13 protein-coding genes are annotated in these 23,711 nt (G+C 50.1%); 9 read left to right on the forward strand and 4 right to left on the reverse strand.

All coding sequences use genetic code 11. From position 1 onward, the window contains the following. Positions 1-112: 112 nt before the first annotated feature. Entirely contained in the window at positions 113-1,027 is a 915-nt protein-coding gene (locus ASG33_RS21450) for an LEA type 2 family protein (protein WP_056290374.1), read from the forward strand. Between the two features lie 20 nt (positions 1,028-1,047). Here ASG33_RS21450 and ASG33_RS21455 read toward each other — a convergent pair whose 3' ends face one another. Further along, a complete protein-coding gene (locus ASG33_RS21455) occupies positions 1,048-5,346 on the reverse strand; it encodes a two-component regulator propeller domain-containing protein (protein ID WP_056290377.1) in 4,299 nt (1,432 codons plus the stop codon). A gap of 235 nt (positions 5,347-5,581) precedes the next feature. On the opposite strand from ASG33_RS21455, the gene ASG33_RS21460 reads away from it, so the two are divergent. From ASG33_RS21460 to ASG33_RS21470, 3 genes are all read left to right on the forward strand, one after another. After that, entirely contained in the window at positions 5,582-8,809 is a 3,228-nt protein-coding gene (locus ASG33_RS21460; RefSeq protein WP_082489355.1) for a TonB-dependent receptor, read from the forward strand. 10 nt (positions 8,810-8,819) lie between these two features. After that, the gene (locus tag ASG33_RS21465; RefSeq protein ID WP_056290383.1) at positions 8,820-10,814 is read left to right on the forward strand and encodes a RagB/SusD family nutrient uptake outer membrane protein; all 1,995 of its coding nucleotides are present in this window, start codon (positions 8,820-8,822) and stop codon (positions 10,812-10,814) included. Between the two features lie 213 nt (positions 10,815-11,027). Then, positions 11,028-12,725, forward strand: a complete 1,698-nt coding sequence (locus ASG33_RS21470; protein ID WP_056290386.1) for a hypothetical protein — start codon at positions 11,028-11,030, stop codon at positions 12,723-12,725. A gap of 6 nt (positions 12,726-12,731) precedes the next feature. Here the strand turns inward: ASG33_RS21470 and ASG33_RS21475 are convergent, their stop codons facing one another. Continuing rightward, entirely contained in the window at positions 12,732-13,295 is a 564-nt protein-coding gene (locus ASG33_RS21475; protein WP_056290388.1) for a sugar O-acetyltransferase, read from the reverse strand. A 183-nt stretch (positions 13,296-13,478) separates the two neighbouring features. Between ASG33_RS21475 and ASG33_RS21480 the strand changes: the two genes are divergently transcribed. Both ASG33_RS21480 and ASG33_RS21485 read left to right on the forward strand, forming a co-directional pair. Continuing rightward, positions 13,479-14,048, forward strand: coding sequence for a Crp/Fnr family transcriptional regulator (locus tag ASG33_RS21480; RefSeq protein WP_056290391.1), 570 nt, complete (start codon positions 13,479-13,481; stop codon positions 14,046-14,048). Positions 14,049-14,118: 70 nt separating this feature from the next. Further along, positions 14,119-14,694, forward strand: a complete 576-nt coding sequence (locus ASG33_RS21485) for a DinB family protein (protein WP_056290607.1) — start codon at positions 14,119-14,121, stop codon at positions 14,692-14,694. 2 nt (positions 14,695-14,696) lie between these two features. On the opposite strand, the gene ASG33_RS21490 is transcribed toward ASG33_RS21485, so the two are convergent. Both ASG33_RS21490 and ASG33_RS21495 read right to left on the reverse strand, forming a co-directional pair. Further along, positions 14,697-15,275 carry a hypothetical protein gene (locus ASG33_RS21490; RefSeq protein ID WP_157474891.1) on the reverse strand — a complete coding sequence of 193 codons (579 nt, stop codon included), beginning with the start codon at positions 15,273-15,275 and terminating at the stop codon, positions 14,697-14,699. A gap of 21 nt (positions 15,276-15,296) precedes the next feature. After that, positions 15,297-19,535 (reverse strand): M4 family metallopeptidase, encoded by a 4,239-nt coding sequence (locus ASG33_RS21495; protein WP_082489356.1) that lies wholly within the window; start codon positions 19,533-19,535, stop codon positions 15,297-15,299. A 309-nt stretch (positions 19,536-19,844) separates the two neighbouring features. On the opposite strand from ASG33_RS21495, the gene ASG33_RS21500 reads away from it, so the two are divergent. From ASG33_RS21500 to ASG33_RS21510, 3 genes are read left to right on the forward strand one after another with little or no spacing between them, the layout of a single operon-like run. Beyond that, entirely contained in the window at positions 19,845-20,468 is a 624-nt protein-coding gene (locus tag ASG33_RS21500) for a response regulator transcription factor (RefSeq protein ID WP_056290398.1), read from the forward strand. Positions 20,469-20,485: 17 nt separating this feature from the next. Continuing rightward, a complete protein-coding gene (locus tag ASG33_RS21505; protein WP_056290401.1) occupies positions 20,486-21,742 on the forward strand; it encodes a HAMP domain-containing sensor histidine kinase in 1,257 nt (418 codons plus the stop codon). 56 nt (positions 21,743-21,798) lie between these two features. Continuing rightward, positions 21,799-23,685, forward strand: coding sequence for a PAS domain S-box protein (locus ASG33_RS21510; protein ID WP_056290403.1), 1,887 nt, complete (start codon positions 21,799-21,801; stop codon positions 23,683-23,685). Positions 23,686-23,711 lie beyond the last annotated feature (26 nt).

The raw sequence follows: 23,711 nt of genomic DNA on the forward strand, positions 1-23,711 counted from the left end.
TAATATGAAGCTGCAATGAATAATTCCCGTTCGCGCCTGATTTCAAATGGCACGGAAATTATCAATGCCACGGAATTAATCGAAATCATTATCACTCATAAACTGATAATATATGCGCATTAGCAAAGGGTTAATCTTGTTGCTGGTACTGATCGTCCTGGTCGGAGCCGGCATTTGGTGGTGGAAGTCGCCTTCATCTGACAAGACGAAACAAAAAGCCGGAGATAAACTGGCCCCTACGGTCGGAGTTGCCTCCCTGAACATCCGGGATATTGATGCAGAGCGGATTAAAATGGAAAGCAAGGTCACGATTTACAATCCGCTGCCGGTAGATATCAATACAAAACGCCTCAACTATGTGATCTATATAGATTCCATTAAAGTGATCGAGGATAGTTATGAAAAACCGATCAGTATCCGGTCTTCCGATAGCTCCACGATCACACTGCCGATGGAGCTGCTCGCTAAACCAATGGCCCGCGTGCTGAAACATTTTGATGATAACAAGATCGACAGCGCAGATTATGCGATGACAACGAGCTTTGAAGTGGATGTGCCTGTTGCCGGTGAAAAGAAGTTCACCATGGATGTGTCCAGAAAATTACCAGCTTTGAGAATCCCTAAAATCAAGGTGAAACATGTAGACCTGAATGCACTTTCAATGAAAAGTAAAGGGATGGATGTGGAAGTAGAGGTTTTTAATCCAAACCTGTTCCCATTAAAACTGAGTGACGGCGCGTTCGTTTTCAGCATTGAGGATGCTTTACAAATGAATGGGGTTTTGGAAAAAACAATCAGCATTCCTGCAAAAGGAACTCAGAATGTTTCCATGCACGCCAAGGTGATCGACGGCAGCATTCTCAAAAGCGGCTGGAAAATTCTGACCGATAAAAAAGATACCGGTTTTCTCTACAAGTTCACGGGCAAAGTGAAGTCTGAAAGCGAAATGCTCGACAACAGCAATATGGTCATGAATGTACGCGGTACGCTGGCTGAAATCATGAATGCGGTTAAAGAAGCCAAGTAACATTGCTTTTTTTTATGAAATCAATCCTCCGCCTGAACAGCCGGCGCTTTCTCACCTGAGCGGTGCAGCTTGGCATACTGCGTCGGCGACATTCCGAATAGTTTCTGAAAGGAAACCCGGAAGTTCTTGGGATCTTCAATGCCTACCATAAAGCCGACTTCCGCAGCACGCGCGTGAGGGTTTAGCAGCAGCTGAGCCGCCCTTTTCAGCCTGATATCTTTAATGAATTCAATCACCGATTGCCCGGTAATGCTTTTGATCCGCCGGTAAAAAACGGACTGGCTCATGTGCATGCCACTTACCAGTGTCTGCACATTAAAGTCACTGTCTGTCAGGTTTGCCTCCACGATCCCCATTGCTTTTTCCAGAAACAGCTTGTCTTCGTCGGGGATTACGATCTCGGTGGGTTGCAGCAGGATCTGGCGCTGGTAGTATTCCTGCAACCTGTTCCTGTTCCGAAGCAAAGTAGTAACCTTCGCTTTGAGAATATCCTCATTGAACGGTTTGACAATGTAATCATCCGCGCCCGTTTCCAATCCTTCCAGCTCCTGCACGGCAGCGGCGCGTGCGGTAAGCAGGATGACAGGAATATGTGCGGTTTTCAAATGCTGTTTGATTCTCCTGCTCAGTTCCAGTCCATTCAGCCCCGGCATATTCACGTCGCTGATGATCAGATCGGGCAAAATGTCGAGCGCCTGGCCCCAGCCTTCCGCGCCGTCGGCAGAGAGGAAAACCTGGAAATGATCGCGGAACAGACCGCCGAGGTATTGCAGCAGGTCCGCATTGTCTTCCACAATGAGCAGTTTGAGCGACTTGTTGCCCACTATACTTGTAGCGTCGGACAAACGCGTGCTATCAAGCGGCTCAACCGCGAATGGACGCAAATTACCTGGCTCGGCGATTTCACCCGGGTTCAGGTGGTTTTTGCCAAATGGAAGTCGGATAATGAAGGTGGTACCTGCTCCTACCCGGCTATTCACTGTCACATCCCCGGAATGTCTTTTTACAAAATCCCTCACCAATGCAAGACCAATTCCGGTTCCTGTAATGTCAGAGCGGGTATTTGTCGCCTGAAAATATGGATCAAAAATGCGCTCGCGCTCTTGCTCACCAATTCCTTTACCAGTATCGGACACAGCTATTTCGAGGTAGTTATCCTGCAATTTTTGCTCCAACCAAACCCCTTCTCCTTCCGCTGAGCCGATAACCCGCACGGACAAGCTGATCAGTCCGCCCGGGGCAGTATACTTGAATGCATTTGACAACAGATTGGTAATCACCACCTCCATTTTCCCGCAATCAAAATAAAGCGGCAGCTCCTGTTGGGGTAAATGCAGCTGGTAGTCAACCCGGAGCTCATCTGCCTTGATCCTGAAAATCGAAAATATTTCCTTGATAAACACCGCAATGTCCTGCCTGGCCGTCGCGAGCTGCATCGTACCCGACTCCACTTTGCGGAAGCTGAGCAGTTGATTCACAAGATCCAGCAACTTCCGCGTCTGTTTGTGCATCATACGTGCCTTTTCACGTACCGCCTCCGACTCGGAAAGTGAATTGACAAACTCCTGCATCGGCCCGAGAATGAGCGTAAGCGGAGTCCGGAACTCGTGCGAAACGCTCGTAAAAAACGCTGCCTTCATTTCGGCCATTTCACGTTCATTATCTGCTTTCAGCTTTTCGAGAGCAAGCCTGTTTTCAAGCTTCAAACGACTGGTACTTAATTTTTTATACCAAATCAATGCGGCCGAAAATGCAGCGATATACAGCAGGTAAGCCCACCACGTTTGCCACCAGGGCGGCAGTACCTTTACACGCACGGAAGCCGGTACCTTCGACCAAACGCCTTCCCCGTTATTGGCTTTAACCCTGAACACATAATCGCCCGCAGGAAGGTTGGCAAAGCTGGCCACGCGCTGTCCGGCAGGAAGCTGTATCCAGTCCCGGCTGTAACCTTCCATCATGAATGCATACGATTGCTTCCGGGGATTGATGTAGTTGAGACCTACAAATTCGAATGAAAAGTCATTTTCAGCCGCGTGGATAGTAATTCCTTCTGCTTCTGAAAACTGCCTGCTTACCATAGAACTGCCAGCCTGCTTTTGCGTCGCGTCCCTGTTTTTGTTCAGCACACGCAGCCCCGTAATGCGCACGAGCGGCGCAACAGGATTAGGCTGAATTTCTTCGGGTTTAAACCAGGTAACCCCATTAGTACCTCCGAAATACATGTTTCCGCCGGCGGAGTGAAAAGATGCGCCCACCTTGAAAGAGTTGCTTTGCAGCCCGTCACTTACGTCATAGCGAACCAGCTCCCCGGTTTCGGGATTAAAGCGCTTCAACCCGGAACCCSCCAGCCATAAATTGCCCGCCGGGTCGGCCAGGATGCTTTCAACATCATTGTCCGGCACAAGGTGCTGGTACCTCCGGATCGTCTCTTTGCCGTTTTCGACAGATAGCCGATGTAAACCACCGCCTATCGTCCCGATCCAGATATTGCCTTTCCGGTCGCGCAGCAGCGGCCACGCAAAGTCCGCCTGCAGGCTGTTCATATTAGCAGGATCATGCTTGAACTGGTTGAGCAAAAGCAGCTTTCCACCACGGTACGCCAATTTCAGTACGCCCTGGTCGGCCGTACTTGCCCAGATCACATCCCGGCTGGGATCGATTAACAGAAAGCTGATATCGCTGGTGGGCAATGGACTGTTGAACCGGTTGAAGCTCCTGATCAACCTGCCCGTCCGTGAAAACAGGTTCAAGCCACCCCCGAAGGTACCTACCCACACATTCCCATGCTGATCCGTCACAATCCGTTCAATGCTCATGTTGTTCCAGGGCATGAGGCCGGTGCCTGTCCGCACAGCTACCGGGGCTTTTTGCCCGTCTGCCGCACTGAGGTAAAGTCCGGCGTAACGCGTGCCTATCCACATCTGACCATCGATCAGGCAAAAGCTCGATACGTCTGTACCCGTCACATTTCCACCACCGGCGCGACTCAGGAAATTGCGGTAGGTGCCCGTCTTTTCGTCATAAACAGAGTACCCGTTCCGTGTACCGATCCAGAGCTGCCCGCGGGAATCGTCGCGCGCAATTGCATTGACAAAGTTGTTGCTGAGGGTAGTTCTTTCAGAAACCTCACGGTTAAGGTGGTGAAAACCTTTGGGTTGAAGCCTGATCTTATTTACGCCTCCGGCCGAAGCTGCCAGCCAGAGGTTACCGAAGGAATCTTCCGTGATCTGGTGAATGCGGCCCGAGTTGATGCTTTGCGGGTCAGTATCTTTGGGTGCGTAGTGATGCACACCCGACGCTCCTGGCGCGGCGAGGTAGTTGTCCACATCTTCGATCATGCTCAACCCGAAATCGGAGCCTATCCAGAGCCGGCCGAAAGAATCGGAATACAGGCACTGGATCCCGTGGAAAAGCTGCGGCAACCTGATAGCATTACCGGCTTGCCCGGCATTGCCGGCAGACAGGCGGTACACATAGTTGTTGGATGCGATCCAGAAGTTACCTCGCCTATCTTTACTCAGTACACGAATATCACTTTCTGTAATATGATTATTCCTGGAAGCTTGACGTACATATCCACCCTCCTTTGCATGGGGATCAAGCTCCCAGAGACCCTCTCCCGGCGTGCCGATCCAGAGCTTACCGGCCGGACTCAGGACCAGGGAAGTTGCATCAAAGTTGGCTGCGCCTGATTGGCCCAGGACCACCCGGCTCAGTCTGGAAACCGCACCATCACCGTCCAGTGTCAAAACAAAAACGCCGTGACTGAATGTCGCCACCCACAACTGGCCTGCTTTGTCCATTACGATGGACCGCACATTGCTGCGGTTCAGCTCGAAGATAGCCTGACCCGAAGGACCGGATTTGTCTTTGTAAATGGGTCTTACAAACTGGTCTTTCCCCGGATCATAAAAATACAAACCCGCATTTTCAGTCCCTGCCCAGAGCTTGCCCCGCGTATCCACCGACAGCAGTTGCATCCTGTTCGTTGCCACGCCGGTAGGCTCACTGGCAGGCAGCTGGTAGTGTTTGAGATCATAGCCATCGTAACGATCTATCCCGTTATTTGTACCAATCCATATAAATCCGCTGCTTCCCTGCACGACCGTCATAGCGTCGCTATGCGCGAGTCCGTCGTCAACCGTAATGTGCTCAAAACGGAAGCGCGGCGCATTGCTTTGCGCCCTTGTACCTTGACCTGAACTGAGAAAAATCAGTAAAAAAGACAAGTACCAAAACCCCTTTTTCACCTCTGCGCCTGCGTATTGCCAGCGCATTCTCCTCACGTATCTGCTTCCCGTTATCCTGCTCCTCATTTTTAAAAATCTTCAAAAAATTTCAACCCGCCTGCCTGATTTCACCCGGAATCTGACGAAAAACACCCGCTTTGAACATTCCCGCTTCTCTAATTTTGAATAATTCGAATGATTATTTGACCATTTGGCTAAAACGTCATTTTACATCTGCTAAGTAAGTAGTTGTTCTGACAAATGCCATAATTGTCCTTTTCCCAGAATACCCAATTTTTTACCCAAACCGAATTTCTAACCAATGAAAAGAAAACTACTCCATCTTTTTGGCAGGACGGGAGTGTTGATGCTCATGCTAGCTGCATTGATGTCGTCGACAGCCTTATATGCCCAGACAGTAAAAGTGGAAGGAACCGTCACAGATGCTCAGGGCCCGTTGCCGGGTGTGAGCGTAGTCGTTAAAGGAACTTCTACCGGCACGATCACAGACGCCAGCGGGATTTACAAGCTGGACGCGGCCGACAATGCGGTGCTCGTGTTTACATTCATCGGCTACCAGGCACGCGAGATGAGCCTGACCGGACTCGCTCCAAATGCAAACGGCACTTACTCACTGGATGTGGCGCTCGATAACGACAACAACAATCTTGAAGAAGTCGTTGTGGTTGGTTTCGGTACCCAAAAGAAGGTGAACCTGACAGGAGCGGTCGCCACGGTTGACGCAAAGGCAATCGAGAACAGGCCGGTACGTAATGCAACCCAGGCTTTACAGGGCTTGGTTACAGGTTTGAACATTTCTCAAAACAACGGTTCCCTTGAAAGTAACCCCAGCATTAATATCCGTGGTACGGGTACCATCGGCAACTCTTCTTCCAGTCCGCTTATCATGGTCGATGGAATGGAGGGTTCGCTGAATGCGATCAACCCGCAGGATATCGAGAGCATTTCGGTGCTTAAAGATGCAGCTGCTGCGGCTGTGTACGGGTCTCGCGCCGCATTCGGGGTAATCCTTGTTACTACTAAAAAAGGAAAAGCCGGAAAGTTGTCTGTCAACTACAACAACAGCTTTCGCTCGACTACGCCGGTACTGATGCCGAAGATGATGGATTCGTACACTTTTGCATTGTATTTCAACGACGCAGGACAGAATGGAGGCAGCGCGCCGCATTTCAATACAGAGCATTTACAGCGGATCCGCGATTACCAGAGTGGCACCCTTCAAAATTCAGTGATCGTGAACCCGAACAATGCAGCTTACTGGGCTGACGGTTACGGCTACGGCAATGCGAATGTGGACTGGTACAAGGAAATGTTCAGAAATAGGACATTGTCTCAGGAGCACAATTTCAGTCTGAGCGGCGGAAGCGAGAAAACGCAGGTGTATATCTCCGGAAACTACATGGGACAGCAGGGATTGATGCGCTTCAACCAGGACGATTTTACACGTTACGGCGCTACTGCGAAGATCAACACCAAGCTCACGGACCAACTTTCTGTGAACTACAGCACGCGTTTTATCCGTGAAGACTACAACCGCCCGTCTAACCTGACGAATGGTTTTTACCAGGACCTGGGTCGCCAGGGTTGGCCGACTTTGCCGCTCTACGATCCGAATGGATTCCTGTTCAGCTCGCCATCGCCTGCATTGGGAATGGCCGAGGGAGGTAAGGACCGCAACCAGACCGACTTTCTGTACCAGCAACTGCAAATGGTTTTTGAACCTGTAAAAGGCTGGAAAACTTTCGGTGAGGTAAACTACCGGACACGCAACGACTTCCGTCACTGGGATGTGCAGAAAACGTACAACCACGATGTCAACGGAAATCCGTACGTATATAACAACAACTCGGAAGTGTACGAATATGCGAATAAGGAGAACTACTTCAACGCAAACCTGTACTCGGAATATAGCCTGACACTTGCTAATAAGCATTTCTTCAAGCTGATGGGCGGCTTCCAGACCGAGCTGACGAAGTACCGCAACCTGAGCGCACAGCGTAACGGAGTGATCGTGGCTTCGCTGCCTACGATTGCAACTACGAGCGGTACCGATGCAAATGGGGTTGCTGTACCACCTTCGGTAACGGGCTTGTACCACCGCTGGGCCACAGCCGGCTTCTTCGGAAGGTTGAACTACGATTACGACGGCAAGTACCTGCTTGAAGCCAACCTGCGTTACGACGGATCGTCACGTTACCGCGCCGAGCAGCGCTGGAACCTGTTCCCGTCTGTTTCCGTGGGCTGGAATGTAGCGAGAGAGAAGTTCTTCGAGGATAATATTTCCTTTATCAACACCCTTAAATTCCGCGCATCGTATGGCCAGCTGGGTAACCAGAAACCTGCCGACGGATCCACCGATTTTTACCCGACTTACGTAACAATGCCGGTAGGTACTGCCAACGGATCGTGGCTGATTAATGGGGTAAGACCAAATACGGCCAGTGCTCCCGGCCTGATCAGCTCTACACTGACATGGGAAACGATCAAAAGCTATGACCTGGGCCTTGACTGGGGAATGCTCGGGAACAGACTTACGGGCTCGTTCGACTGGTTCCAGCGCAAGACGCTCAACATGGTAGGTCCGGCTCCTACCCTGCCTGTGATCCTGGGAACCGGCGTGCCGCAGACCAACAACACCGACTTGAAAACGCAGGGATTCGAGTTTGAAATCGCCTGGAACGATCGCCTTAAAAATGACCTGGGCTACAATGTACGTTTGCTGCTATCCGACTACCAGACTACGATTACAAGATATCCCAACGAAACAAATGACCTCGGCCGCTATCGGGAAGGTCAGAAAATGGGTGATATCTGGGGTTATACCACGCTCGGCATTGCCAAGTCACAGGAAGAAATGGACGCGCACCTGGCAACCCTTTCAAATGGCGGTCAAAGCGCTTTTGGTTCGCAATGGGCAGCAGGTGACATTATGTACGCTGACTTGAATGGCGACGGTATCATCAACTCAGGTGCAAACACCCTTGCCAACCCGGGCGACCAGCGTAAGATCGGTAACAGCACACCGAGGTACACCATTGGTGCAGACATTAACCTGGACTGGAAAGGTTTCGATTTCCGCGCATTCATCCAGGGTGTGCTGAAACGGGATTACTGGCAGGGCAGCTACTTCTTCTGGGGAGCTACCGACAATATCTGGTGGTCAACAGGATTTGTAGACCATGCCGATTACTTCCGTGCTGATGCCAACCACCCGCTGGGACAAAACCTGGATCCATATTATCCACGGCCAACATTCGGTACCAGCAAAAACAAGCAGACCCAGACACGGTACCTGCAGGATGCATCTTACCTGCGTTTGAAGAACCTTCAACTGGGTTATACCATTCCGCAAACCATTACCCAAAAGGCCGGCATTCAGAAGCTCCGCATTTATTTCTCGGGCGAGAATGTGCTTACAAAAACCAAAATGGCGAAAATGTTTGACCCTGAAACCATCGACGGAGGCTCAGGCGGAAGTGTGTATCCATTGTCAAAAGTTTACTCGGCAGGTTTAAGTATTACCTTATAAATCAGACACAATGAATTTCCTCAGATATAAAAAATTAAGTGCTTTCGTGATTGGGCTGACGGGGCTCGTGGCTGTGTCCTGCAACGATTACCTCGATCAGGCGCCTCTTTCCAGCATTACCCCCGACTCTTACCTTAACGAAGAGTCACAGCTCGCAGCTTATGCCGTGGCGCGCTACACAGATGTGCTTCCTTCACATGCAAACTGGTCTTTCGGCACCTTTGGAATAGACGCGAACACCGACAATATGGCGATACCGGCGCTTGACAACAAATACATGCCCGGCTTGTGGCGTGTTGGGTCAACGGAGGGAGACTGGGGCTTTACCAACATTTTCCAGCTCAATTACTTCCTGCAAACTGTGGTGCCAAGCCTGAAAAACGGTCAGCTTACGGGCAGCGACGCCAATATCCGCCATTACATCGGTGAGGTGTATTTCCTGCGTGCATTTGAGTATTTCAAAAAGTTACAGGCACTGGGCGACTTCCCGATCCTGCGTACTACCTTACCTGACCAGCAGGCTGCATTGGTTGCCGCGAGCAAGCGCAGTCCGCGCAACGAGGTAGCCCGCTTTATCATTTCAGATCTGGACTCGGCTGCTTTGTTAATGCAGAATGTCCCGCCGGTAGGAGGCTCCAACCGCATTTCCAAGAAAGTAGCACAGCTGGTGAAATCGCGCGTGGCTTTATATGAAGGTACCTGGCTGAAATATTTCAAAGGAACGGCATTCGTCCCCAAAGGTCCTGAATGGCCGGGCGCAACCAAGCCTGAGGGCGCATCCTACAATTTCCCGTCGGGGAGCATAGAAGGCGAGATCGAGTATTTCCTGACGCAGGCGATGGCGGCTTCCAAGGAAGTGGCTTCAAGCACGCCGCTTGTAACGAATACAGGGATCATTCTTTCAGCCAATAATGAAAACCCTTATTTCAATATGTTCAGCGCGGAAAACATGTCTTCTTACGGCGAGGTGTTGCTTTGGAGACAGTACAACCGCACACTCGTTACGCACAATGTACCTGTAAATGCACAGGCTGGAAACTATGCGGTTGGTTTGACAAGAAGTATGGTCGAAAGCTTTTTAATGGCGAACGGATTGCCGATTTATGCAGCAGGAAGTGGCTACAAAGGGGATGATTATATTACCAATGTAAGAGCAGATCGCGACGGCAGGCTGAACCTTTTCCTGAAAGAACCAGGTCAGAAAAATGTGCTGCTCAACCTCGCGCTGGGCTCGCACGCTACCGAGATAGAACCTACTCCTATGATCTGGGAATCGAGCTATGAGAAGAAGTACACGACTGGCTATTCGATCCGCAAGGGCTTGACTTACGATGGTATTTATGCAGGCAATGGAAACGGTTACACGGGATCGATCACATTCCGTGCCGTGGAAGCTTACCTCAACTATATGGAAGCTTGTTACGAGAAAAACGGATCGCTCGACGGAGATGCGATCAGCTACTGGCAGCAGATCCGGGCGCGTGCAAAAGTGAGCACGGATATCGACAAAACGATTGCAGCTACGCAAATGACGAAGGAAGCCTCGGACTGGGGATCGTATTCTGCAAACCGTCAGGTATCCCCTATGCTGTACAATATCCGCCGCGAGCGCCGGAATGAGCTGATGGCGGAAGGATTGCGTTTTATGGACCTGAAAAGATGGCGTGCAATGGACCAGATGATCAACACACCTTACCACGTGGAAGGATTTAAATTGTGGGGACCGATGAAATCGTGGTACACTGCTGCGCAGCTTACTTACGGTGCTACTACCAACAACGCGGTGGTATCTGATCCGGCATTGAGCACTTACCTAAGACCACACGAAATCCGCAGCAATGCAGATTCGTATAAGGGTACAAGGTGGGCGATGGCGCATTACCTGAGCCCGATCGCAGCGCAGCACTTTACAATTACCGCCACCGGTGGAGACGCGACTACCTCTCCTATTTACCAGAATCCGGGCTGGACTACAACCGCAGGCTCTGCGCCGATCGGTTATTGATATCAGCATTGCTATTTTGAAAAAGAGGGTTGCCAGAACTGGTGACCCTCTTTTTCATTTCCGGCACATTGATTTGTTTCAGCATGTATTACCTTCGGCAGCTGGCCGCTCGCAGCTTGCCGCTCGCAGCTGCCGCCCGTCGCGTGGAGAGAAAGCCTCAACCCGCCCGGTATGAATATTGCATGACAATGCTAGTCACTTTAATAATTATGTATGCCGCGTTTAGTTTCAGGTTTGATTATCGGCCTGGTTATTGCTTTATATTTACTCTACAACCTCTTCTTTTCAGTTAATTTCCCATTCCAGGACGATTTCCTGATCATTCAGTTTATACAAGCTGCTTCCGAAGGCGGGTTTTCCTTTGATGTTGTGTTGCATCAAATGTTTCTGACTTTCAACGATCACAAAGCCACTACAATCCGGTTTATCGCGCTGGTTGAATATGCGCTCACAGGCCACCAGAATTTCAGGTTTTACATTGTATTGGTCTCACTGAACGTCATTTACATCTTTTCTTTCCTCTATATCCAATTCAGGAAGACCAAGCTCCCACTCTACTATTTCATTCCTGCCCCGTTCCTTTTTTTCACCCCGCTGTTCCACGAAGTGTCAGGCTGGGCGCTCAATGGAATGCAGCATTCATTTCTGACTGCCTTTACGGTAACTGCTATTTTGCTCGCATCACGCAGGACTACCGTTACATTCTGGCTGGCAATGGTTTTTTGTTTGCTGGCCACATTCACGCATGGTAACGGGGTACTTTCTTTTCCTGCCGTCGTGTTTTACTTTTTGTGTTTCAAAGATTTCAAAAAGGCAACCCTGGCTACGATTTCCATGATCGCGTGCCTTGCTATTTACCTCATCGGCTACGAGCGCGGGCAGGCGGGACATTTACCTACTGATCTGATCAGCATGCTTTCGTCCCTGTTTGGATTCATTGGTTCGAGTATGTCGCTGTGGGCAGGGAAAGAGTTATGGTCTGCGCTATGGGGTATCTTCATCGTTGGCATAATGCTGGTACTCACGCTGAAAGTAGCGGCGGTTTATTTCGATAAGCCGAGCTCCGTTAAACCGGGTTCTATCGAGCTGCTATCCCTATTTGCATTCATCTTCATCACGAGTGCGGTGATCGCGTTGTTCAGATCGTGGACAGGCTCAACAATCGCAAGCCGTTTTCAGCTTTACGCAGCAATGTCGACGGTCATCTGCTACATCATACTCCTGGATTACACCTCATTTTTCAGAAAAAAGCAGGTTCTGATCACCGTATCTGTCCTGAGCGTTTTCTACTGGATGTATGCACATTATGTATTTACTGCGACGGTAGCCTCAAAGAAAACGACTTACCTCGCCGATGTTTACAACTGGAAAAATAACCGTGACATGTTTTCGGTTGAAAAAAGCATTACCCGCAATGCAGACTTCTATCTGAGGCCAGGTTATGAAAAAGGCTTCTTCCGCCTTCCCGAACCTGTAATCAGCGAGGCTGCACTCAACGAAATGTTTGCGAAGGGAGCAGGCGGAAAAACGGCTGATAAGATGTACCTGGAAGACTGGAAGGTAACCCGTATGGTAACGGAAGGGCCCGAGCTGTTGACGCACTACTTCGTGGGCAGCAACGACGAACCGTTCCGCAAATCTTTGCTGAGTGACCGTTTTCTGGTTTTGAAAAACGTTCAGGCCGGTGCGGTGCATTTGATGAATGCGAATGCCAAAGTGGAAGCCAGAAAGCAGATACTGACAACGGGCAATTACTATAAACCCGGCTTCAACACCTTTCTGAGAAAGGATGATCTTGCGCCGGGCATATATCAGCTTGCTATCCTGGATGTGGATGTCTCTGGTGAAACACAGTTTTATCTTCTTGACAAATCGCTGGTTGCAAAAGGTGGAGGGTTTACGTTGCAATAGCGGCGCTTATTCCTGGATCAGTGAGCGGATTACGCGACAGGGGTTTCCGGCTGCAAAAACGTCGTCGGGAATGTCTTTGGTAACCACGCTCCCGGCTCCGATGATCGTCCGGTTACCGATACTTACACCCGGGCAAATCACGGCGCTGCCGCCTACCCACACATCTTCGCCAATGGTTATTGGCTTCGCTGACTCCACTCCCGACGCGCGGGTTACGTGGTCAGTCGGGTGTGTGGCTGTGTAAATCTGTACATTGGGCCCGAACAGCGTGCGGCTGCCAATGCGCACATAGGTAACATCCAGCACAACGCAGTTGAAATTAAAAAATACCTGGTCGCCCACGATTATGTTACTTCCATAATCGCAGTAAAATGGCGGTTGCAGCCAGAGATCTTTGCCTGCATTGGGGATCAGCTTTTTTAGTATTTCGGTACGCTTCTCCGGTTCATCTTCGCGGCTGTTGTTCAGTTCCAGCAGCAGCAGCCGCGCCTCGGTACGCTCCTTCGTCAGTTCCGGGTCTAGTGCTACATAGAGCTCACCGTCAAGCATTTTCTCTTTTTCTGTCTTCATAAATGGGCAATTTTCAGTTTGTTTGAGGTAAATGGTGTTTCTGTAAAACTATATAGCGCGCCTTTGAATACCTAGGCAGAAACTGCGCAGTGGCGGTTTTCTATCATCTGACCAACTTGAAATCCATGGCTGGTTTTCGAAATGCGCTATATTTACAGACAGTTAACCTCATCCTGATTTTGTATGCAGTTGCGGCAAGTTGTTGACGCCATTCACCCGTTAAGCGAAGCCGACTGGGCTGCATTCGCGGCCATTTGGCAGCCTTTTTCAGCCAAACGAAAAACCGTGCTGACTACCGCGGGAGAAACTGAAAACTTCCTCTATTTCGTGCTCAGCGGAGTACAGCGGGTGTACTACCTCGATGAACAGGGCCGCGAATCGACGCTCGTATTTTCGTATTCACCTTCATTCGGCGGCGTGGTGGACGCATTGTTTTTACAAAAACCTTCACGTTACTATTTTGAAACATTAACCCCCTCAGAATTCCTCAGGGCACCTCACGCCGACTTGCACGCTATAATGCAGCAGAGACCTGCGATCGAAACCATGATCCGGCTGGGGATTACGCAGGCTATGTCGGGTGTAATGGAGCGGCTGGTAGAACTGCAATGCTATTCTTCGGAAGAGAAATTCAGGAAGCTCCTGAACCGCAGTCCGCACATTTTACAGCTGGTCGCACACAAGTACCTGGCCAATTACATCGGTGTGGACCCGACCAATTTCAGCAAGTTCATCAACAGCATCAGGTACTGAAATCTTGGCAAATACCAACAACGGATAATCACCGGCTGATCAACTTTGCATGGTACAAAACAGCAGGAAAATGTCAGCAACAACCATTGAAAAAGCGCCCTGGCTCAACGGGCTTGAAGAAGAAACTGAATTGTTTATCAGTGATACTTTGAAGTATTTCCAAAACCTTGAAGAAGCAACACTGCTCCGGCCCTCGGCCACGGGCGGGTGGAGTATAGCGCAATGCCTGGCGCACCTTAACACTTACGGCGCATACTACCTGCCTCGTTTACAGAAGGAACTTGAAAAAGCAGCCACCGGTAACGCAGAAAATACCTACAAAAGCTCCTGGCTGGGCAGGTACCTTATCAAGCTCACAGATCCGGACAAGAGCCCGAAGAAAATGAAAGCCGTCAAAAAGCACCTGCCTGCCGAAACCATGGACGCACACCAGGTAGTTGCCGAGTTCCTCGAACAGCAGGAAACCTTGCTGCAACTGCTCAGAAAGGCGCGTGCAGCGAATGTAAACCATACGCGCATTCCCCTCTCCATTGCCAGCTGGGTACGTTTACCCACGGGAGACATTTTACAATTCATGATCGTACACGCGCGGCGGCACCTGCGCCAGGCAATGCGGAATCTGCAACCGGAGCTTAGTGCGTACTGAAATCAATAAACCTTTTCGGCGAGGCCAGCCAGCCACACCGCCGTTTCCTGGGCAGCGGGGTTCAGGTTATGAATTTCCAGGTCTCCTGTTTGCATGAGCAGCACAGGCAGGTAGCGCTGCCTGTCTGCACTCAGCTGATAGGCTGTGTAAGTCGTAATCCCTCCGTCGACACTCACGGGCACAGGCTTGGAAAAGTTAGCATTGCCAAGCGAGCCGATCTTTGCGGCGTATTGTTCAAGCTCACCAACCGATACCTGCACACTCGATTCTTTTGTTTTTGCTAAATTTTCGACGAATTGCTGCATCGTGAGACCATCCTGGGGATCGGCAATAATCCATTGCGTGGGATTATCGAAGGTCTGGATCTTGCCATTCTTATCTATCAAAAACCCTTTAAACTGATGTCCCCACGCATTATTGATGTAGGTTACCTCAAAGAATACCTCCTGCGTTTTTTTCGTCCCGGTATCCTGATCATCGCAGCCGGTAGTTGTGGTAAATGCAAAAAGCAAGGCCAGGCAACAAAGCAGTCTCCTGATCCCGAACGAGGTTGTTAGATAACTATGGTTCGGTGCTTCCATGTTTGTAAGCATTTTAGCCGGTTAATATTTTATGATCTGGGAAATGATGCTGCCAGACTGCGTTTTGAGTATCACCTGGTAAATGCCGGCGGGAAGCTTTTCGAGGCTTAATGCAGCCTTTCCATTTTCCAATCTGGTTTGGTGCTCAGGTATCAGCACGTGACCGCCTGCATTAACTACTGAAACCTGCACGAACTTGTCTTTCACATCGGGCAATTCCATTGTCAATTCGGAACTCACCGGATTTGGGAAGAACTTAACCTTCGGCTTTTTGTCTGCAGAAACCGCAATGATTTTGCTGTGCGTCGCGGTACCGTCGTAATCCAGCTGTTTTAATCTGTAATAAACAGTTGAAAACTGCATTTCCGGATCGGTAAAACGGTAGGAATTCGTGATAGAAGAAGAGCCGCGCCCACTTACTGTGCCGATCTCCCGGAAGCTGCGACCGTCTGTTGCGCTTTGGATAACAAAACGGTCATTATCGACCTCAGAAGTAGTTTTCCATGTCAGCACATTCCCCTCCGAGGCATGGGTACCCGAAAATTCAATCAAGGTAACGGGCAGAGACCCGGCGGGCGGCGCGTCGGAAAGTCCGAAGCCCGAAAAGCCGGAATCAAAAACCGAGGTATAGGCAAGATCGGTATTGAAAGCGGAAGTTACCTGCACTTCGGCGAAAGAAGTACCGACCACATTACCAGCCCCGATTGCACCCGGGCTTTTTCCCATGGAAGTGATATCGGCTCCATTAAATGTAGGAAGCTCGGCCGTTTTGTAATACAGCGTGATCTCATACCGCCCGGAAGGATTGTTTATCGCAGGCGTCACTTTGTAGGTTTTTTTGGTGATTTGATAATCTCCCAGCCAGGCAGTTTCGTCAGTGCCAGCCCGGTCGACCTCGACGGTGGTGCAACCATAATCGTGCGCCGAAAGGTTTTTGATCTTCGCCATAATATGACCGCTTTCGGGATCATAGAACACGGCGGTTTCATTCGGGCCGAGGTATTCAGTGGCACCGTTTCCATTGTTTACGGTCGTAAGTATATTCGTGGAATTGGAAGCAGTGAGCTTCACATTGTCCACCGCCCAATGGAAGCTGAGCTGCGCGACAAAATGGAACCTGATCCGCATATTTACATTGGCATAAGCATCCGGGATCTGGATTGTTCGATTGTCCGGGGTTCCGTTGAAAATACTGCCCAACGCACCGGAAGCTTCATTGATTGTCATCACATTGTGCCACTCAGATCCATCCCAAACATCCACCATTCCCGTTTCGGGCACGCCGTCGGCATAAGGCAGCCAGCCCTGTGAGAAGGTTAAAACCATGTTTTTCTTACCCTGGGTGTTGATAGCAGGCGATTCAAGTATTTCATCGCTCACGTGATCGGTTCTCACCACATCATTTCCGATCACTCTGAAAAATGGCCGCCCGGCAGGATCAAGTGCCTGACTGGAAGGCGATACCAGTGCCCAGGTGTTGAGACTGGTCCCTCCATTGGTCACCTGCCACCCCTGCTGACTCGTGTTAAAGTTGGAAAACAGCAGCTCCTCCGTGTAGTTACCCGGAGCCAGGTCATCATCAACGATCGTCAATGAAAAAGTCTGCTGCGTGCTGGCTGCAAATGCATTGCCTCCATTGGCATTCAGCTGGTAGGATAAATCCACAGTTTCGTCACCTTCCACGTAGGCATCATTGTAAACGCGCACTGTCACATCTGCCGAGAGCGTGCCGGCTTGCAGTGTTACCGACGCCGGTGAAATGGTATAGTCCGCAGTGGCGCCTTGTTTTGCCGAACCCTGCGGATTGTTGAATGTGAGCGTGACAGGCGCGGAAGGCGCTTTGTCGATCTGTATTTTGATCTTCTTGTCAACATAATTCAGGCAGCCGGAAGAAGTACTGCCTTCTCCTTCATTGACCGTCGCATCATTCAGGGCAAAATGTACGGCGGGTGTAATGGAGCAGGTAAATACACTGATATTGTCAACATACCAGCCGTCGTAACCGCCGCATTGATCAGTTCCAAACTCCCAGCTAAACTGTACCGAGCTGCCCGGCTGGATCCCCAGCGCAGTGAGATCGATCTGACTTTGTCCCCACGAACCCGAAACTGATCCGTCGTCCGTACCCGAAAATACAGGTTGTCCTGTCAATGGATTAAGGGTGGTACTGTTCTGATTCAGGTATTTTGGAATGACATTATTGTAGGGATTTGCAGTAAAAGCGGAGGCCGGCACAAGTGTCCACTCGCCCTTGTTTACACTGTATTTGATATTTCCACCATCCGCTCCCGGCTCCACGGCCACGTAATGGTCGAATGCAAGATGAAGGTTACCGGCTGTTCCCGAGGGAATCGGTATCTGAGGGCTCCTCAGCCAGATTACACCCTCCTGAGAAGATGCACTGCAATTGCCTCCTGCATAGTTCAATGCAAATGCCGTTTTTCCTTCGTGACCATCAGGACCTGCTGTTTGTACCCAAGCTTTTGTGACAAGAGAAGACGAAGTAGTGGCAAATCCTGTGGTGAATGAGCCTAGTCCAGTTTCAAAACCTTCAGTAAAAATCGCCAAACCCGGCTTTGCACCCTCACAGAGTGCCGGAGCCGGTTGAAAAATGGTCTGGAAACTGCACGAAGCTTCCAGCCGAAGCTCCACCGCTGCTATTACTTTTGCAAGTTGCGTCAGGTCCGAGTTATTGATCGACTGGCCCGAGGTACCTCCCGGGGCTGTGCCGGTGGACAACTCGGTAAGAGGCTGCCCTAGCAGATCGGAAGCTGCTGCTTCCAGGATATCTGCCTGTGCGGCAAAGTCGGTAGTCCGCGTCATGTACTCGGATTGGGCGTGCCAGAAAATGTGAGCGGCTTTTGTGAGTCCGATTCCGGTGATCGTCTGCCCATTGTAGGAGCCGCCGTCTACCAGCAATGCGTAGGCGTGATTGAGTACCCCGCTATTGAAGTGCACTCCACCATTATCCCCATTGCCGCATCGAAACTCGGGATCCGACACTTTGCCGGGACTGCCCAGACAGGTCGGCGACCACATATCGCGCAATCCCCCGTTGAATACGCTGGCCTTCTCCCCCATCCGCCAGCGCGTCGAGCTGTTGCATCCGGTCCGGACAGAGGTACTACTCTCTCCATCGTCCATGTAATTATTAAGCAGGTCGACTGTCTCACCCCAAATGTCTGAATACGCCTCGTTCATGGCGCCTGCCTGCCAGGCATAGATCAACCCGCTTGTATATTCCGTGTAGGCGTGCGCCCATTCGTGCGCTACAATGTCGTCCGTTGCGATACCGGTACAATAGTTGGCACTTACGCCATTCCAGGTTGCGTTCGGGCAAGAGATAGCCGGATTGTTGTTCACCGTAATCATCGGCGCATCCAGTCCGTCGAAGGAAATCCTTCCGAACGTATTTTTCATCAGGTTATAAATGAAACCGGATGTTTCTACCTCCGAGCGCTGCCAAATGTCCAGCGTACCAGGAAAAGCGTCTCCTTCATTCCACTTGATGTTGGCCGGCGTAATGCTGCGTTCATAAAGGGTACGCTGAATGCCGTGCGTACCTGTAAATTGCTCGATCAACCGGCCGTCGTGGGCTTCCACATACAGGAACTCGCGGAGGTCGGCATCGTCACGGACTTCCACTTCGTAAACCAGGAAAGTTTCGCCTCGGTAACCCTGGGCAAGCCCTTTTTGAAATATATAAATGGAGCTTCTGTGCGCCCTCAGCGGACTGTCTGCCGGCTTTTCACCTTTTCCGCCGACATAGGCGATTGCCAGACGCTCGGCATCTGCCTGGCTGAGCGTGGGAACAGGATCAACCTTGATGTCAGCTATGTAATTACCATTCAGCGTTGTAAGTCCGAGGTTCCCGGCGTAGTGAAATTTCATCAGTCCGTCAAACACGGGAACACCTTTGTAAGTCTGCTCCAATGTGACTGTCTGCAAACCGAAGTTACCCTGCTTTTCGGCGCGGAAACGGAAATCGTCCTCTCCGGCCCGCATGCCCAGCAGCTTGCCATTTTCCTTGAAAAAATTGGCAGATTTGGAAGCCACATCGCCGCCGCTGGGCTGAAAAGGGTTTTGCAAGGGGAAGTGAAGAAAGTTAATTGAGCCGGTCGCTTTGTCGATGGTAACCTGCGCGCCGGTTTGTGTGACAAATGCCTGGATGTCACCTTCGACAGAAACCTGCGCAAAAAGCGGGACGGCTGAAAGCAATGGAAGCAATAAAAAGGAAAGAGTTCGTAGCAATTTTTTCATAGAAGATCTGTTGGGGTATTTCTCTCAACCGCTTTTGAATTAAGTGTAAATATCTGACAAACAGAAGCTAGCCGCAGGAATTCTATTGGAAAATTATTAAACAGTTTTAAATTGGCATTTGATAGTATTCCGTCAGGTTGTAGGAATTAAACCGGAATCGAATTGCACTGATTTGAGCCGGCTTAACTTACCTGTTGGCGAAATTGCATTTTAGTACTACTTTGGTGCAGAAAACTCACTTTCTATCTGGTTACGTTATGACTTTTCCAATTAAGCATAAACCGCAATCAGACATTGCCGGGATGATTCATGAATAAAGTGCTGATTGTTGAAGATCATGTTTTGATCCGCATGAGTTTGAAGCTCATGCTGCAGGAGCTCGACAAAAATGTTAGCATCCATGAAGTGGAAGGCTTTGAAGAAGCACTGCGAGCAATGGGTGAGCATCAATTCGATCTCGTTCTGCTGGACATCAACATTCCCGGCGGAATGGGCACACAAATGCCGGTGCTGATCCGGGAAAAACATCCCGCAACAGCCATTCTGGTCTGCTCTTCCCTGGATGAAGAGCAGCATGCGCGGCGCTATCTGCAATCCGGCGCAGATGGTTATCTGTCCAAAACAGCCTCAAAAGAAGAAACCATGGCCGCTATTTCGTCGGTTATGAACGGGAATAAGTACGTGAGCGAGCATGTACAAAGCAAGCTGCTTGAACAGGCGCAGCAGGGCAAGAAAGCAGTAGTGCGTCTATCTGCCCGCGAACGGGAAATCATGTACCTTCTAATTGAGGGGAAATGGACAAAAGAAATTGCGCACATGCTGAATATCAGCGGAAGTACAGTCAGCACTTTCAAGGCCAGGATTTTTGAAAAAACACAGGTTACAAGTGTCATGGAACTGTTTGTGAAGATAAATGCAGGAGAAGTAGAGTAAGTAATCCCAAGTATTTAATGAACAAGCATCTTCATAAGGCAGGTATTATAGTTGCCATCTCGATTCCGCTTTTCGTGCTGCCCGCGCGCATTTCGGAAGGTCAATGGGCGGACCCGGTTAATCTGATCGGCTCGGAGATCGTCATCTTTTTAATGAGTCTGGCGTGCTGGTACAGCATCCACTACATCCAGCAAAGGTTTGCGCGCTGGCAGGGTCTTATCCTGTCGCTGCTTTGCTGCTGCCTGCTGTCCAACGTTTTCTATTTTACATTCAATCCCATTTTCAAAGACTTTCCATTCCGGACTGCGCAAAACCCGTTGGGTATCAAGATACTGATGCTGTCGAGCCGCGGGATTCTCATGAGCATTATCCTCATTCCGGCTGCCTATTACCTGAAACGGGATAGCGAGGCACGCCGCCAGCGAAAGGAAAATGAGCGGCTCGCCATGGAGCGGGTCAGGATTGAAAACAAGCTGCTTGAACAGGCCGTCGTGGAACGGACCCGGGCATTGCAGCAGGCGCTGGTTTCTCTCGAAAAATCCCAGAAGGAACTCGAACATCAGATTTACGTACAGTCGCGCATTGTTGCATCCATTACACACGATATCCGCGGCCCATTCAATTTCCTGGTTATTATTTCGGAGGAGATTTGCCGGATGATGGAAAACAAGGATTATGGAACTGTGGCGCAGTACAGCCAGGAGCTTCATCAGTCGCTTGAAAAAATGTTTGGCTATGTAAAAAACCTGCTGGAATTTACCAAAATCCCTGTTCAGCAGAAGCTGGCGATTTCTGATGAAGTCAATTTAGCGGAACTGGTCGCGGAAAAGGCAGAGCTTTTTGAGGGTATTATCAGGACAAAAAACAATACGCTGCACATTGATATTGATCCCGAAATCGCTGTAATGAGCAACTCCAATTTGCTCGGAATCGTGCTGCACAACCTGATTGACAATGCAAACAAATACACCCGTAACGGAAACATCCGGATCAAAGCGGCGGCTGAAAACGAGACGGTACTTATCGAGCTTGAAAATAGTGGGAACAGCGTACCGGCGCTCCTGGTACAATGGTTTAATGCAAACGGACACTCCAATGGCGAAAGTGAACTGGCGGAGACCGTGGAAATCGCGGGTATCGGGCTGATACTGATCAGGGAAATTGCGTCGCTGCTGGATATAGGGCTGTATATGGAATCCGACCAGCGGCGGACGAGGGTAAGGCTCACATTGCAGGAAAGTCTCGTGGCCGAGACGAGCACGGAAGTGGAGTAAAGCGGAATTTGTAATCTATTTTGTTCATTTAAATACTTGCATTCAGTACAATAAGCATGACACCAAACAGCAGTATTTTGTTTGACAACCTTCCGGAAGGAGTCTTTCTGCTCGATGCAGCCGGTCATATTCTTTCGTATAACCAGGCTGCTTGCAGGATCACAGGTTACGCCGCGACCGAGATTGAGAACCGGCCGTTTTTCATTTTGGACGAAGATCACGAAGACACCATCAAATTCCAGCACGAGCTGAACATGGCCGTTCAGAATGGCAAATGGGTTTCAGAGGGATGGAGGCGCCGGAAAGACAGAACAAGATATTGGGCCGAGGCCACGCTCTCCCCTGTTTTTGCCGGTGATAGCAAGCTTTCCGGATTTACGGTGCTGTTACGCGATACCACCGAGCGGAAAAACCGCTGGCTCGAAACCAAGGCCAGCGAAGAGCGTTTCCGGTTGATGGTGGAGGCTGTAAAGGATTATTCCATCTTCATGCTCGACCCGGAAGGGTATATTTTAACATGGAACGAAGGCGTGCAGCTAATCCACGGTTATTCTGCCAGCGAGCTGATCGGCAAACATTTCTCCATTTTTTATACGTCCGCCGACCTGATCGCGGAAAAAGCAGAAAACGAGCTGCGCATTGCACAGCAGCAGGGTATTTACCGGGAAGAAGGCTGGCGCGTGAAGAAAGGCGGCTCGGTATTCTGGGCCAGCGTGGTACTGACTGCATTGTTTAATGATCAAAATAAATTAGTCGGTTTTTCAAAGGTGACGCGCGATCTCACGAGTCGCCTGAGAGACGAAGAAGTACTCAGGGACAGTGAAGCCAGGTACCGCTCACTGGTAGAGCAGGTGGCCGATTACGGTATTTTCATGCTCGACGAAAAAGGGCGGATCGTGAGCTGGAATGAAGGCGCAAAGCGCATTAAAGGCTACGCCGCAGACGAGGTGATCGGCAAGTACTTCTCCATTTTTTATCCCGAAGAGGACATTATCAATGATAAGCCGAAACGCGAGCTGCGGATAGCCCGGGCGGTAGGTAAATATGAGGAAGAAGGCTGGCGGCTTCGTAAAGATGGCACCCGGTTTTGGGCCAACATTGTAATAACCGCAGTGTACGACCAGGAAAACAGGCTGTCAGGCTTTTCAAAGGTTACCCGCGACCTGACGGAGCGGAAGCTTGGTGAGCAGGCTTTGCAGGAAAGCAGTAACAGGTACCGGCAACTCGCAAGTGAATTATCGATCGCGAATGATGAACTGTCGGCTGCAAACAAAGAGCTCGAACAGTTCTCGGCCATTGTATCACACGATCTGAAAGAGCCGGTGCGGACTGTGAAGAGCTTTTTGCATTTAATGGCGCGCAATGTAGAGCAGGACCAGTTTCAGAATATGAAAACCTACATCGGAAAAGGTATCGCCGCCGCCGAACGTATGGAGGAGCTGATCAATAACCTTTTGCATTACTCACATATCAGCAAGTCTGACCTGATCAAGGAAGAAGTTAAGGTAGCGGACCTGTTCCACGCCGCTATCCAAAACCTGAATGATTCTGTTGAAGCTTCCGGCGCGAAGGTAACGTTGCAGTCAGATGTAGACAGCGTGCGCGGCGACCGCGTGCAATTGGTGCAGTTGTTTCAAAACCTGCTTGGGAATGCATTGAAGTTTACCAGGGGCCGCGCGCCTGAGATCTCTGTGCAGTGTTCAGAGGAAAATAACCGGGTCAGGTTCATGATCACTGACAATGGGATTGGTATCCCACGGGAAAAACTGGAAGCGGTCTTCGAGATTTTCAGAAGGCTGCACTTTTCAAGTGAGTACCCGGGTACAGGTGTTGGTCTCGCGATCTGTAAAAAGGTAGTTGAGCGGCACAACGGTAAAATCTGGGCCGAGTCAGTAGAAGGAAATGGAACGACCTTTTTTGTAGTATTACCCCACAATCAATAATTATAACAGACCCCACAATCTTTAAT

The sequence above is a fragment of the Dyadobacter sp. Leaf189 genome, from assembly GCF_001424405.1.
Taxonomy (GTDB): Bacteria; Bacteroidota; Bacteroidia; order Cytophagales; family Spirosomataceae; genus Dyadobacter.